Annotated in this window: 11 protein-coding genes and 1 pseudogene; 2 read left to right on the top strand and 10 right to left on the bottom strand. The window is 71.9% G+C overall.

Going from position 1 to position 12,581, the window contains the following annotated elements; all coding sequences use genetic code 11:
- Positions 1 to 16: 16 nt before the first annotated feature.
- The 8 genes from MON03_RS05150 to rplU form a co-directional block, all read right to left on the bottom strand.
- On the bottom strand, positions 17 to 1,354 hold the full coding sequence (locus MON03_RS05150; RefSeq protein WP_242090891.1) for a hypothetical protein: 1,338 nt from the start codon (positions 1,352 to 1,354) through the stop codon (positions 17 to 19).
- A gap of 194 nt (positions 1,355 to 1,548) precedes the next feature.
- The gene (gene nadD, locus MON03_RS05145) at positions 1,549 to 2,148 is read right to left on the bottom strand and encodes a nicotinate-nucleotide adenylyltransferase (RefSeq protein WP_022904181.1); all 600 of its coding nucleotides are present in this window, start codon (positions 2,146 to 2,148) and stop codon (positions 1,549 to 1,551) included.
- Positions 2,149 to 2,159: 11 nt separating this feature from the next.
- Positions 2,160 to 2,366, bottom strand: a complete 207-nt coding sequence (locus tag MON03_RS05140) for a hypothetical protein (protein WP_022904182.1) — start codon at positions 2,364 to 2,366, stop codon at positions 2,160 to 2,162.
- A 36-nt stretch (positions 2,367 to 2,402) separates the two neighbouring features.
- Positions 2,403 to 3,668 carry a glutamate-5-semialdehyde dehydrogenase gene (locus MON03_RS05135; RefSeq protein WP_242090890.1) on the bottom strand — a complete coding sequence of 422 codons (1,266 nt, stop codon included), beginning with the start codon at positions 3,666 to 3,668 and terminating at the stop codon, positions 2,403 to 2,405.
- 399 nt (positions 3,669 to 4,067) lie between these two features.
- A complete protein-coding gene (gene proB / locus MON03_RS05130; RefSeq protein WP_242090888.1) occupies positions 4,068 to 4,892 on the bottom strand; it encodes a glutamate 5-kinase in 825 nt (274 codons plus the stop codon).
- Between the two features lie 7 nt (positions 4,893 to 4,899).
- Complete coding sequence (obgE, locus tag MON03_RS05125; RefSeq protein ID WP_242090886.1) at positions 4,900 to 6,459, bottom strand: GTPase ObgE; 1,560 nt, start codon at positions 6,457 to 6,459, stop codon at positions 4,900 to 4,902.
- Positions 6,460 to 6,590: 131 nt separating this feature from the next.
- Complete coding sequence (gene rpmA / locus MON03_RS05120) at positions 6,591 to 6,845, bottom strand: 50S ribosomal protein L27 (RefSeq protein WP_022904186.1); 255 nt, start codon at positions 6,843 to 6,845, stop codon at positions 6,591 to 6,593.
- A gap of 14 nt (positions 6,846 to 6,859) precedes the next feature.
- Entirely contained in the window at positions 6,860 to 7,168 is a 309-nt protein-coding gene (rplU, locus tag MON03_RS05115; RefSeq protein WP_022904187.1) for a 50S ribosomal protein L21, read from the bottom strand.
- A gap of 179 nt (positions 7,169 to 7,347) precedes the next feature.
- On the opposite strand from rplU, the gene MON03_RS05110 reads away from it, so the two are divergent.
- Positions 7,348 to 7,620 carry a DUF4031 domain-containing protein gene (locus MON03_RS05110; protein WP_242090884.1) on the top strand — a complete coding sequence of 91 codons (273 nt, stop codon included), beginning with the start codon at positions 7,348 to 7,350 and terminating at the stop codon, positions 7,618 to 7,620.
- A gap of 213 nt (positions 7,621 to 7,833) precedes the next feature.
- Here the strand turns inward: MON03_RS05110 and MON03_RS05105 are convergent, their stop codons facing one another.
- Positions 7,834 to 8,757: a hypothetical protein gene (locus MON03_RS05105; RefSeq protein WP_242090882.1), complete on the bottom strand. Its 924-nt coding sequence runs from the start codon at positions 8,755 to 8,757 to the stop codon at positions 7,834 to 7,836.
- 2 nt (positions 8,758 to 8,759) lie between these two features.
- Entirely contained in the window at positions 8,760 to 11,636 is a 2,877-nt protein-coding gene (locus MON03_RS05100; protein WP_242090880.1) for an Rne/Rng family ribonuclease, read from the bottom strand.
- A gap of 375 nt (positions 11,637 to 12,011) precedes the next feature.
- Between MON03_RS05100 and MON03_RS05090 the strand changes: the two are divergent.
- Positions 12,012 to 12,574 (top strand): annotated as a pseudogene (locus tag MON03_RS05090) (vitamin K epoxide reductase family protein).
- Positions 12,575 to 12,581: the final 7 nt, after the last annotated feature.

The raw sequence follows: 12,581 nt of genomic DNA, 5'->3' as shown, positions 1-12,581 counted from the left end.
ACGTGCTGGATCGGGCTCAGCCGAAGGGGTGGGTGGACAGCAGCGCCACGATGATGACGCCGGCCGCTGCCACGCCCACGGCCGCCGCCGACACCGCGAGCACCATCGGGGTCTTCGACTCCTTGGGCTTCGCCGCAGCGAGGACGACCTGGCGGGTGGACGTGTGGCTCGACACCGCACGGCTCGCACGGATGGGACTGGCGTCGGTCTCCGGCTGCTCGTCGTGCTGCTCGAGGAGGCGGTCGACCTCGGCCCCGTCGATCGGTCGGTGCGACCCTGTCGAGGACAGGGACGCCGGCAGATCGATGGAGCCGGTGAGGATGACCTCGCCCGTGGCGTTGAGCGCGCCCGTCGGGTCCGCGAGGGCGGAGTTCGGGAGCACGATCGCGTTCGGGTTCGTCGCGGCGACGCGGCGGGTGCCGGTCTCCTCGTCGTGGACCTCGGCGTCGTTCGAGTCGTGGGCGAGGGCGGACCAGTGCCCGGTCGGCGGCTGGAACGCGGTGGTGACGGGCTTCGGCTCCACCGGACGTTGGAAGGCGGCACCGTCGCCTCCCTGGGCGTCCTCGGACCCCACCGGACCGCGTTCGGTCGTCTGGACCGGGACCTCGTTCGTGTCGTCGTCGAGCGAGAGCGGGAAGACCCCGGGCGTCGACGCGGCGACGGGCGGGAGGGTCGGCGCGAGCGGCGCTCCCGGGTCGTCCCGGTCGGTACGGTCCGGCGTGTCGGTGACCGACTCGGCCGGCTCGTCCCCGGCCGCTGCCGCATCGGACTCGGCGTCGTGCGGCGCCCACGTCGACCGGTGGCGACGGGGCTCCTCGGCGTGCGCGACAGCTTCGTCGAGCGGCTCGACCGCGTCCGGCGAACCGTCCGCCTCGGTGGCCTGCTGCACGAACGCCTCGTCGAGCGTCCCGGCCTCGTGGTCGTCGGACTCGGACTCGCCGGACTCCGACGTCGCGGTCTCCGACGTCGGGCGCCCTGCATCGGACGGGACCGAGGCGGGCGCCTGCGGCACGGGAGGAACCGGCCCCGACGAGACCGGCACAGACGAGACCGGCACCGACGAGACCGGCACCGACGCTGCCGGCTCGGATACGGACCGGCCGGACGCCGACTGCGCGGAGGTCGGTCGTGCGGGCGCGGAGGTCGGCGCGAGCGGCTGGTCGTCGTCGAGGGTCGACACCGACCCGATGACGTCCTGCACGGTCCGGTCGGACGACTGGGGCGTCGGGGCCTGCAGCGGCACGGGCAGCACGGCCTGCACCTCGGCCTCGCGCAGTTGGCGCAGCTGCCGGCGGGTCAGGCCACCTGTCCCGGGCACGATCTCGGTCGCGGACGCGGGGGGCAGATCGGGCACGGCGGACTGTGCCGCGCCCGACGGGGCGGGCGCGACGTGCGAACCAGGCCGGCGACGGCCCTGCTCCGAACGGTCGGTGGACGCGGGCGCGACGACGGTGGGCGGAGGTGTCACTGGCTGGCCACCGGCGGCGGCAGCGCGCTCACGCTCACGCGCCTGGCGCCGCGACAGTGGCGGCTGCGCGTCGGACGAACTCATGCAACGCTCCGATACAGATGGTGCTTGGAGATGTACTGGACGACCCCGTCAGGGACCAGGTACCAGACGGGGGAACCGCGTCGGACCCGGTCGCGGCAGTCGGTCGACGAGATCGCCAGCGCCGGGACCTCGAGCAGGCTCACGTCCCGCTCCGGCAACCCGGTGATGCTCAGGGCATGCCCCGGGCGCGTCACGGCGACGAAGTGCGCCAGGTCCCACAGACCATCATGGTCTTTCCAGTCGAGGATCTGCTGAACGGCGTCTGCGCCCGAGATGAAGACCAGTTGTGCGTCCGGCCGTTGTTCGTGCAGGTCGCGCAACGTGTCGACGGTGTACGTCGGGCCCGGACGGTCGATGTCGACGCGACTCACGGTGAACATGGGGTTCGACGCCGTCGCGACGACCGTCATGAGGTACCGGTGCTCGGCGTCCGTGACGTCGGACTTCATGTACGGCTGACCGGTGGGGACGAACACCACCTCGTCCAGGTCGAAGGCGCGCGCGACCTCGGACGCGGCCACGAGGTGACCGTGGTGGATGGGGTCGAACGTGCCGCCCATCACACCGATGCGCGGGCGCCCCGAGCTCTCGAGCATGGAGTGGCGGGTCAGCGCTTCGTGTGGCCGAACTCGTCGACGCCGGTCTCGTCGTGCCGAGTGGCCTCGAACTTGTGCGAGTGACGGTACGCGACGTCGCGGAAGCTCCAGGTCACGAACCCGAGGAACGCGAAGAAGAGGGCACCGACGAGCGGGAAGACGTACGCGGGGACCCCGGAGGCGTTCTCTGCGGCTTCGGCGAGGAGGGTCATCGTCATGTGCTCCGTTCGGTCGGTGGAAAGACGCCGTTCAGTCTAGCCGCGGATCTGGCCCTGACCGCGCACGATCCACTTGGTGCTCGTGAGTTCCGGGAGCCCCATCGGGCCGCGGGCGTGCAGCTTCTGCGTGGAGATGCCGACCTCGGCACCGAAGCCGAACTCGCCGCCGTCGGTGAACCGGGTGGATGCGTTGACCATCACGACCGCCGAGTCGACGCCAGCGAGGAACCGCTCCGCCGTGTCGACGTCGTTCGTGACGATGGACTCGGTGTGGTGCGTCGACCAGGTCGCGATGTGCGCCATCGCGGCGTCGACGTCGGGCACCACGCGGATCGAGAGGTCGAGGTCCATCGACTCGGTGGCCCAGTCGGCATCCGTCGCGCGGAGGACGCCGGGCACGATCGCCCGGGTGGCGTCGTCACCGCGGAGGGTCACCCCGGACGCGCGGAGGCGGTCGGCGAGGACGGGGAGCAGCCGCTCGGCCGACCGCTCGTGCACGAGGAGCGTCTCGAGCGCGTTGCACACGCTCGGGCGCTGCACCTTGCTGTTCAGCACGATGTCGACCGCGCGGTCCTCGGGCGCGGACTCGTCGAGGAAGACGTGCACGACCCCCGCCCCGGTCTCGATCACGGGCACCTGCGACTCCGTCACGACGGTCTGGATGAGCGACGCGCTGCCCCGCGGGATGAGCACGTCGACGAGGCCCCGGGCGCGCATCAGCTCGGTCGCTCCGGCGCGGCCGAACTCGTCGATCGTCTGCACGAGTTCGCGCGGGAGACCGACGGACGCGACGGCGTCCTGGATGGTCGACACGAGGACCGCGTTGGTGCGCTGTGCGGCGGAACCGCCGCGGAGCACGACCGCGTTGCCGCTCTTCAGCGCGAGGCTCGCGATGTCGACCGTCACGTTCGGGCGGGCCTCGTAGATGGCGCCGACGACGCCGAACGGCACCCGGACCTGGGTGAGCTGCAGGCCGTTCGGGAGCAGGGAGCCGCGGACGTTCTGGCCGACGGGGTCGGTCAGCCCGACGACGTGCTCGACCGCAGCGGCCAGGGCGTCGATCCGGGCGGAGTCGAGCCGGAGCCGGTCGAGCAGGCCCGACGACAGCCCGCCGTCCTCGCCCGCCACGAGATCGTCGTGGTTCGCGCGGACGATGTCGTCGGTGGCGGCTCGCACCCCGGCCGCGATGGCGACGAGCGCCGCGTCTTTGACCGCGGTGGTCGCGGTCGCGAGCACCGTCGCGGCGTCGCGTGCGGCGACGAGCTTGTCGGTCAGGGTCGGAGCGGGGGCGGTCAACGACATGGCTCGATCATAGGTCCGGTCCTCGCGGGATGACACGGCGCGTCCCGCGCCTGTGGACACGGCCTGGAGGCACGACACCGGTGCAGGGTTCACCGCACGTCAGGCGCGTGGCGCGACGGGCGGAGCACCGCACGGCAGGGGGCGACACACACGAGGGGCAGCCCCGGAACGGTCACGACACGCCGCACCCGCAACACCGGGCGGTCACGAACGGTCGCACTCCGACGACGAGGACGACGCTTCGCGCCCACCCGGCGGCCACAACCGGGCGCGCCGCACCCGACGCCCACCCGCCGGTCACGACACGCCGCACCCGCGACACCGGGCACGACGGATCGTGCCCACCCGCCGGACGCGGCCGACCCACCGGAGCCGAACCGGGCCTCCAGCCCGGAGCACCTACGCGCGCGGCGCCGCTTCGAACCAGGTGCCGACGTGCTCACCCGCGAGCGCGGACGCGACCAAGGACGTCGCCGTCACCAGGACGGACGTCCCCGCATCCGCCGCGAGGCGGGCTGCGGCGACCTTCGTCCCCGCTCCCCCGGTCCCGACCCCGGCCGCGCCGATCGACCCGAAGGTCACGCCGCCGAGCTCGTCACCGTAGGGGACGAGCTCGATGGGCTCCGCACCGGGCAGCTGCGGGGGCTTCGTGTAGAGCGACTCGACGTCGGAGAGCAGCACGAGCGCATCCGCCCCGAGGAGCCGGGCGACGAGCGCCGCGAGCCGGTCGTTGTCGCCGAAGCGGATCTCGTGCGTCGCGACGGTGTCGTTCTCGTTGACGATCGGCAGCACCCGGAGCGCGAGCAACCGGTCGATCGCCCGCTGCGCGTTCACCCGGTGCGTGGGGTTCTGCAGGTCACCCGCGGTCAGGAGGATCTGCGCCGCGACCACGCCGTGCCGGTCGAGTTCCTTCTGGTACCGGAACATGAGGACGTTCTGCCCGGTCGCGGCCGCGGCCTGCTGGGTCGCGAGGTCGTCCGGCCGACCCTGGAGGCCGAGGAACGGGAACCCGGTCGCGATCGCACCCGAGGACACGAGCACGACCTCGGTCCCCCGGGCGTGCGCGGCGCCGAGGGCGTCGACGAGCGGGCCGATCTGTCCGACGTTGTCGCCGCTGACCGAGGACGACCCGACCTTCACGACGAGCCGCCGCGCGCCGGGGATGTCCGCGCGGGAGCGCACGGTCCCCCGGACGGACTCGGTGGTGTCGCTGCGGTCGGGCATCGGCGGGTCAGTCCTCGCTGCCGTGGTGACGTTCGACCTCGCCCGAGAACGGGTCCGCGTCGTCCGTGTCCTCGTCGGCCCACAGTCCGGACAGGCGCTCCTGCTCCAGCTCGGCGCGGGCCGCGGCCTTGGCGTCCATGCGCTCGAAGTACTCCTCGCGACGCTCGTTGCGGGTCGGACGCGAGGTCGCGCCGATGCGGGAGTCGGTGCCGCGGGCACTCGTGATGAGCTCGGCGGTCGAGGTGAGCGTCGGCTCCCAGTCGAAGACGGTGCCGCCGTCACCGCCGATGACCACGGTGGACCCGGCGACCGCGCCGGCCTTGAACAGGCCGTCCTCGACACCGAGCTTGGCGAGACGGTCCGCGAGGTAGCCGATCGCCTCCTCGTTGGTGAAGTCCGTCTGCTGCACCCAGCGCTCGGGCTTCGCGCCGCGCACGCGGTAGAAGCGGTGCTCCTCGCCGCCCTCGGCACGGACGGTGAAGGGGACCTCGTCGACGGCCTTCGGGCGGAGGACGATGCGCTCCGGCTGCGGCTCGACGGCGCGCTCGGCACGGGCACGCTCGACGATGTCCGCCAGGGCGAACGTCAGCTCGCGGAGGCCCTTGTGGGACGCGGTCGAGATCGGGAACACGCGGTAGCCGCGGCCCTCGAGCTCGGCGGTCACGAAGTCCGCGAGCTCAGCGGCGTCCGGCACGTCGATCTTGTTCAGGGCGACGAGCTGCGGGCGCTCGAGCAGCGGCACCTGCCCCTCGGGGACCGGGTAGCGCTCGAGTTCGCCGAGGATGACGTCGAGGTCGCTGATCGGGTCGCGGCCCGGGTCCATCGTGGCGCAGTCGATGACGTGCAGCAGTGCCTCGCAGCGCTCGACGTGGCGGAGGAACTCGAGCCCGAGACCCTTGCCCTCGGACGCGCCCTCGATCAGGCCGGGGACGTCGGCGACGGTGAAGCGGGTGGAGCCGGACTCGACGACCCCGAGGTTCGGCGTGAGCGTCGTGAACGGGTAGTCGGCGATCTTCGGCTTCGCGGCGGAGATCGCGGCGATGAGCGAGGACTTGCCGGCGCTCGGGAACCCGACGAGGGCCACGTCGGCGATGGTCTTCAGCTCGAGGCTGACGTTGCCGGACTCCCCCGGGGTGCCGAGGAGGGCGAACCCGGGGGCCTTGCGCTTCGTCGTGGCGAGCGCGGCGTTGCCGAGGCCGCCCTGCCCACCCGCGGCCACGACGACGCGCATGCCCGGCTCGGTCATGTCCGCGACGACCTCGCCGCGCTCGTCGTGCACGACGGTGCCGATCGGGACCGGGAGCTCGAGCGTCTCACCGCTGATCCCGCTGCGCATGTCGCCCATGCCGGGCTGCCCGTTCTTCGACGAGCGGTGGGGCGAGCGGTGGTAGCCGAGCAGGGTCGTGACCTGCGGATCGGCGACGAGGACGATGTCGCCGCCGTCACCGCCGTTGCCACCGTCCGGACCCGCCAGGGGCTTGAACTTCTCACGGCGGACCGACACGCAGCCGTTGCCGCCGTCCCCCGCGCTGAGGTGCAGGGTCACGCGGTCGACGAACGTCGCCATGGGTCCACTCCTTGGTGTTGCAGAAACTGTGGTGCAGAAACGGTCGTGCAGAGACTGCCGTGTCGCAGAAAAGAGAACGGGAGGGGCGGGCACGTGGCCCGCCCCTCCCGCAGAGTCAGATCGAGGGTCGCTTACGCAGCGCCGACGATGTTGACGACCTTGCGGCCGCCCTTGGTGCCGAACTCGACCGCACCGGCCGAGAGGGCGAACAGCGTGTCGTCGCCACCGCGGCCGACGTTGGCGCCCGGGTGGAAGTGCGTGCCGCGCTGGCGGACGATGATCTCGCCGGCGTTGACGACCTCGCCACCGAAGCGCTTCACGCCGAGGCGCTGCGCGTTGGAGTCACGACCGTTGCGAGTGGAGCTCGCACCCTTCTTGTGTGCCATCTTCTGTTCCCGCCTTACGCGATCTCGGTGATCTTGACGCGGGTCAGCTCAGCGCGGAAGCCCTGACGCTTCTTGTACCCGGTCTTGTTCTTGAACTTCTGGATGATGACCTTCGGTCCGCGGAGGTCCTCGAGCACCTCGGCGGTGACGGTCACGTTCGCGAGCTCGGTCGCGGCCGACGTGATGGTGTCACCGTCCACGAGGAGCACCGGAGCGAGCTTGATGTTGCCCTTGTCGTCGGCCTTGGCACGGTCGATCGTGAGGATCGTGCCGACCTCGACCTTCTCCTGACGGCCGCCGGCGCGCACTACTGCGTAAACCACGTGGAATTCCTTACGTACTCTGCTTGAGGGAAGTCTCGGGTGCCCACTGCTGCACGAGCGGCTCCCGGGGAGGCCGGGCCCGATCGGCGACGCAGGCAGAACGGCCCGCTGACACCAGGGATCGAGAATACTCGATCCCCCCGGGTCCGGTCAAACGGCGACACACGTACCATGGCGTGGTGACCGTCCTGATCGACCCGCCGACGTGGCCTGCGCACGACACGCTGTGGTCGCACCTCGTCAGTGACGAATCGTACGACGAACTCCACGCCTTCGCGAGTGCCGCGGGGATCCCGCCCCGGGCGTTCGACCACGACCACTACGACGTGCCACGCTCGCGCTACGACGAGCTCGTGGCGGCCGGGGCCACCCCCGTGACGGGGCGGGAGCTCGTGCTCCGGCTCATCCGCAGCGGCCTGCGGGTGGCGCAGCGGGACAAGCGCCCGTCCTGACGGGGGCGCGCGACCGTCGCCGCTGCGGCAGGCGCACGGCCGTCGCCGCTGCGGCACGACAGCGCGGTCGTCGTACGACAGCGGCGGCGTCGCGAGACAGCGACGGCCCGAGACAGCGACGGTCCGAGACAGCGACGGCATCCGAGATCGCGGCGGCGGCCTGGAGGCACGGTGCGACTCCCTCACGGGCCGTGCGCCACGCAGACGGTCGGGTCAGCGCTGGGGCGGCGCCCAGGGGTTCGCGGGCGGCTGCTGACCGGCCGGCGGGCCGTACGGGGCGCCCTGCTGCGGGTACGGCGGCTGCCCCTGCGTGTGCTGCCCCGACGGCGCGTGCTGCGGCTGCGGCGCGTAGGGCTGCGGCTGCTGCTGCGGCGGCTGCTGCGCGTACGGCTGCTGCGGCGCGTACGGCTGCTGCTGCGCGTCGGGCGTCGGGCCCTGGACGGTCGCGGACGGCACGGCGTCGGGCTGCCGGAACGTCCCGGGGGCGCCGAGGCTCCGCCGCGCACCACCGCGCGGCCGACCGAGCCAGAGCCACGCGGCCGTCGTCGTCGCCACGAGCATGAGCGTCAACGGGAGCCCGGCCTGCAGCGGCACCGTGACGATGCTCGTCACGAGACGGGCACCACCGGCACCGTGGACCGCGGCGAACGCCCCCGTGACGACCCCCACGAGCGCGAGGGCGATCGTCCCGGCGGCACCGGCGAGCACCGCACGGAGCAGGATCACGGGCAGGGGGCTCCGCCGGGCCACGGGGAGCAGGAACGCGAGCGCGAGGAACGCCCCGACGTGGAACGGCAGTGGCGCGAGGAACACCCCGTGGACGAACCCGCCGATGAGGCTGTCCCCGGCCCCGTAGGTCGCGAACGGGCTCACCACGAGGGCGGTGCCGAGCAGCCCGACGAGTCCGGAGGCGAACTCGACCAGGACGACCGACACCACGGCGATGAGCGCCCCGGTCGTGTTCGCGACCGAGGCTCCCGGAGCGAACGCGCGCCGGGGGTCCTGCGCGCCGCGCGGTCGCTGCGGGGGCACGGGCGGCACCGACGCCGGTCCGACCGAGGGACCCGGCGCGGGCTGCTGCCAGCCCGCGCCGTAGTACCCGCGGTCCTGCGTCCGGGGGTCCCCCGCGTCGGTCACGGTCAGTTCCCCACGATCACGGTGCCGTCCTCGGGCGCGTCGCCCTCGGTGGTCGCCGGGGCGCTGATGCTCGGGGAGGACACGCGACGGGAGCGCGAGCGGCCCTGACCGGGCTGCTTCGGCTCCGGGAGCGCGTTGAGGACCGAGTCCAGCAGCGACTCCGTGTCGCCGCGCACCGGGCGGGGTTCGCGCTTGGTGACGGCGACCGGGATGTCCAGGATCGCGACCGTGTTCTCGGTCGGGGTCACCGGTGCGCTCGAGCTGACGCGTCGGCGGACCGGAGCGGACGCGGCCGGCTCGGTCGATGCGGCGGCGGCGGGAGCGGAGGCAGCCTCAGTGGTCTCCGGAGCACGGTCGGTGGCGTTCGACGACGAGGGCTCGGCCGACTTCGACTCCGACTCCGAATCCGACTCCGACTCCGACGACGAGGACTCCGCCGACGTGGTCTGCGGCTCACCGCCCCCGCGGCTCCCACGACGACGACGACGCTTCGACCCGCCGGACGACTCCGACGACGACTCCGAGCCGTCGCGGGGCGCGGCCGACGCGGCCGGGGCCTCGGGCGCGGACTCCGGCGCCGCCGGGCTCGCGACACCGGTGACGGCGACGCCGGTCACCCCGGCGGCCTCGGCAGCGGCGTGCTCCTCGTGCGGGATGGTCGACGCCGCGATGCGCGAGAGCGCGTTCTTGACGTCGTCGGTGATCTGGTGCGTCTGGGAACCGTTGCCGTTCGAGCCGCCGTTGCCCGACGACGACCCGCCGCCGTTGCCGTTGCCGTTCGCGCCGCCGTTGCCGTTGCCGTTCGACCCGCCGTTGCCACCGCGGCTCTTCCGACGGTTCTTCGAGGGGCCCGGGTCGGCGTTGTTGTCGTTGACCTTCGCGTTGACCTCGTCGAGCGACTCGCGGAGCCCGACGCCGATCTTCTTGCGGGTCATCTGCACGAGGCCGAGCGAGGTGACCTCGGCGACCTGGTGCTTCGTGCGGTCGCGGCTCAGGCACTCCACGAGTCGGCGCAGCACGAGGTCGCGGTTCGACTCGAGCACCATGTCGATGAAGTCGACGACGATGATCCCGCCGATGTCGCGCAGCCGGAGCTGACGGACGATCTCCTCGGCGGCCTCGAGGTTGTTCTTCGTGACGGTCTCCTCGAGGTTGCCGCCGGACCCGACGAACTTCCCCGTGTTGACGTCGACGACCGTCATGGCCTCGGTGCGGTCGATCACGAGCGAACCACCGGAGGGCAGCCAGACCTTGCGGTCGAGCGCCTTCTCGATCTGCTCGTTCAGGCGGTACTCCTCGAAGGAGTCCGGGCCGTCGTAGATCTCGACGCGGTCCTTGAGGTCGGGCGCGACGGCGTCGAGGTAGTCCTCGATGGTGCCGCGGGCGGCCTCGCCGTCGATGATGAGCTTGGTGAAGTCCTCGTTGAAGACGTCCCGCACGATCTTGATGAGCAGGTCGGGCTCCGAGTGGAGCATGACCGGCGCGTGCCCGTTCGCGACCTTCTTCTGGATCGCCTCCCACTGGCTCGTGAGGCGCTGGACGTCACGGGTCAGCTGCTCTTCGGTCGCACCTTCGGCCGCCGTGCGGACGATGACGCCGGCGTGCTCGGGGAGGACCTCCTTGAGGATCTTCTTCAGGCGAGCGCGCTCGGTGTCCGGGAGCTTGCGGGAGATGCCGTTCATCGAGCCGTTCGGCACGTACACGAGGTAGCGGCCGGGCAGCGAGACCTGCGAGGTGAGGCGGGCACCCTTGTGGCCGACCGGGTCCTTCGTGACCTGCACGAGCACCTTGTCGCCGGGCTTCAGCGCCGACTCGATGCGGCGGCCGTGGCTGGTGTCGACGGAGTTCCAGTCGACCTCGCCCGCGTACAGCACGGCGTTCCGACCGCGACCGATGTCGACGAAGGCGGCCTCCATCGACGGGAGGACGTTCTGCACCTTGCCGAGGTAGACGTTGCCGATGAGCGACACGTTGTGCGACTTGGTGACGTAGTGCTCGGCGAGGACGCCGTCCTCGAGCACACCGATCTCGATCTTCTGCGAGCTCGACCGGACGATCATCTGGCGGTCGACGCTCTCGCGGCGGGCCAGGAACTCGTCCTCGGTGATGACCTGACGACGACGGCCGGCGTCACGCCCGTCGCGTCGGCGCTGCTTCTTCGCCTCGAGTCGGGTCGAGCCCTTGATGCGCTGCGGCTCGGTGATGAGCTCCGGCTCCCGCTCGCGCTCACGCTCACGCTCACGACGGCGCGGCTCGGGCTGCTCGGCGGCACCGCCGAAGGAGCTGCCGCGACGACGGGTGCGTCGGCGCGTGCCGACCGGCTCGTCGTCGTCGTGGTCGTCCTGCGCGGACCGCGGCGCACGGGCCGGCGGCAGCTCCGGCAGGACCGGCGCGTGGAAGATCAGGCTGAGCGTGCTGGTCGCCTTCGGGACGAACGGCTCGTCCGCGGGCTCGGTCGGACTGGAGGCGCTGCTCGCCTCCGTCACGTCCGTCGCCTCCGCTGCGGGCGCCGCCACCGTCTCGGTCGCCTGGTCCTCGGTGGCGATGACAAGGAGGTCGCCGGTCAGGGTGCTGACGTCGTGCGGGGCGTCGCCGCCCGCCGTCGCCTCGACGGCGACCGACACGGCCGGTGCCGCGTCGTCGGTCAGCGCGACCGTCTCGGTGCCGACCTCGACCGTGGCGTCCGCCGCCGGAGCGTCCGCGACCGGCGCGTGCGCGTCGGTCTCGGAGCCGGCCGTCTGCTCGGCGGGAGCCGACTGGTCGGCGTCACCCCGTGCCTCCAGGTCGGCCGACCGGGCGCGACGGCCGCCGAACAGGCGACTCCGGCGCTTCGGGGTCTCGTCGTTCTTCGTGTTGTCGTTGTTGTTCTGCTCCACCATGGAACTGGTGCACTCCTCGGCCCCGCTCGCGCCCTGTCGGACGGCGGGAATTCTCGTGTTGCGGGTGGCGTCGACGTCCCCGCGCTCGTTGTCGTTCGCGACCGGCCCGCGGCAACTTGTGGTGCGTCCGCGTCCGTTCGTCCCCGGGCACCCGGCCCGGGCTCGCGGAGCGTCGGAGTGACGCGTGATCCGGTCGCGGCACGCTCTCACCGTGCCTGTTTCGTCCGGGCTGGGCCCGGAAAGCTCACGCCGCGTGACCGTGTCCGGTCGTGCGACCCCACCATCATCGCATGCCACTCCCGGAAACGACCGGATCACGCGTGCGATGATGACGGCGTGAGCACGCCGCGAACCCTGCCCCGCCGTCCGATCGCCATGGGGATCTTCCTGCTCGTGACCGGGATCGTGGCCCTCTACGCCTCGTTCCGGCTCGTGCTCGACGAGTTCGCGAAGTACGAGAACCCGAAGACCGCGCTGTCGTGCGACGTCAACGTGTTCGTGAACTGCTCGGACGTGATGACGAGCGCCCAGGGGCACCTCCTCGGCTTCCCGAACCCCTGATCGGCATGATGGGCTTCGTCGCACCGATCGCCGTGGGCGTCCTGCTGCTCGCGGGCTTCCGGAACGGGTCGCGCTGGTTCTGGATCACGTTCAACGCCGGGGTGTTCCTGGCGTGGGTCTTCGTGACGTGGCTCTTCACGCAGACCGTGTGGTTCATCGGAGCCCTCTGCCCGTGGTGCATGCTCGTCTGGGCGATGACGATCCCGATGTTCTGGGTGTTCACGATCTGGAACCTCGCGCAGGGTCGCTTCGGGGCCGGGGCGCAGCGCGTCGGCACGACCCTCCTGCCGTTCTGCTGGGCGTTCCCGCTCGCGAACTACCTCGTGATCGCCGTGTCGATCATCATCGTCTTCCCGCGCATCTTCCAGAGCTTCTGAGGTCGTC

Source organism: Curtobacterium sp. DN_7.5 (assembly GCF_022655355.1).
Lineage (GTDB): Bacteria > Actinomycetota > Actinomycetes > Actinomycetales > Microbacteriaceae > Curtobacterium > Curtobacterium luteum.
This window is presented reverse-complemented; position numbering and strand designations above follow the sequence as displayed.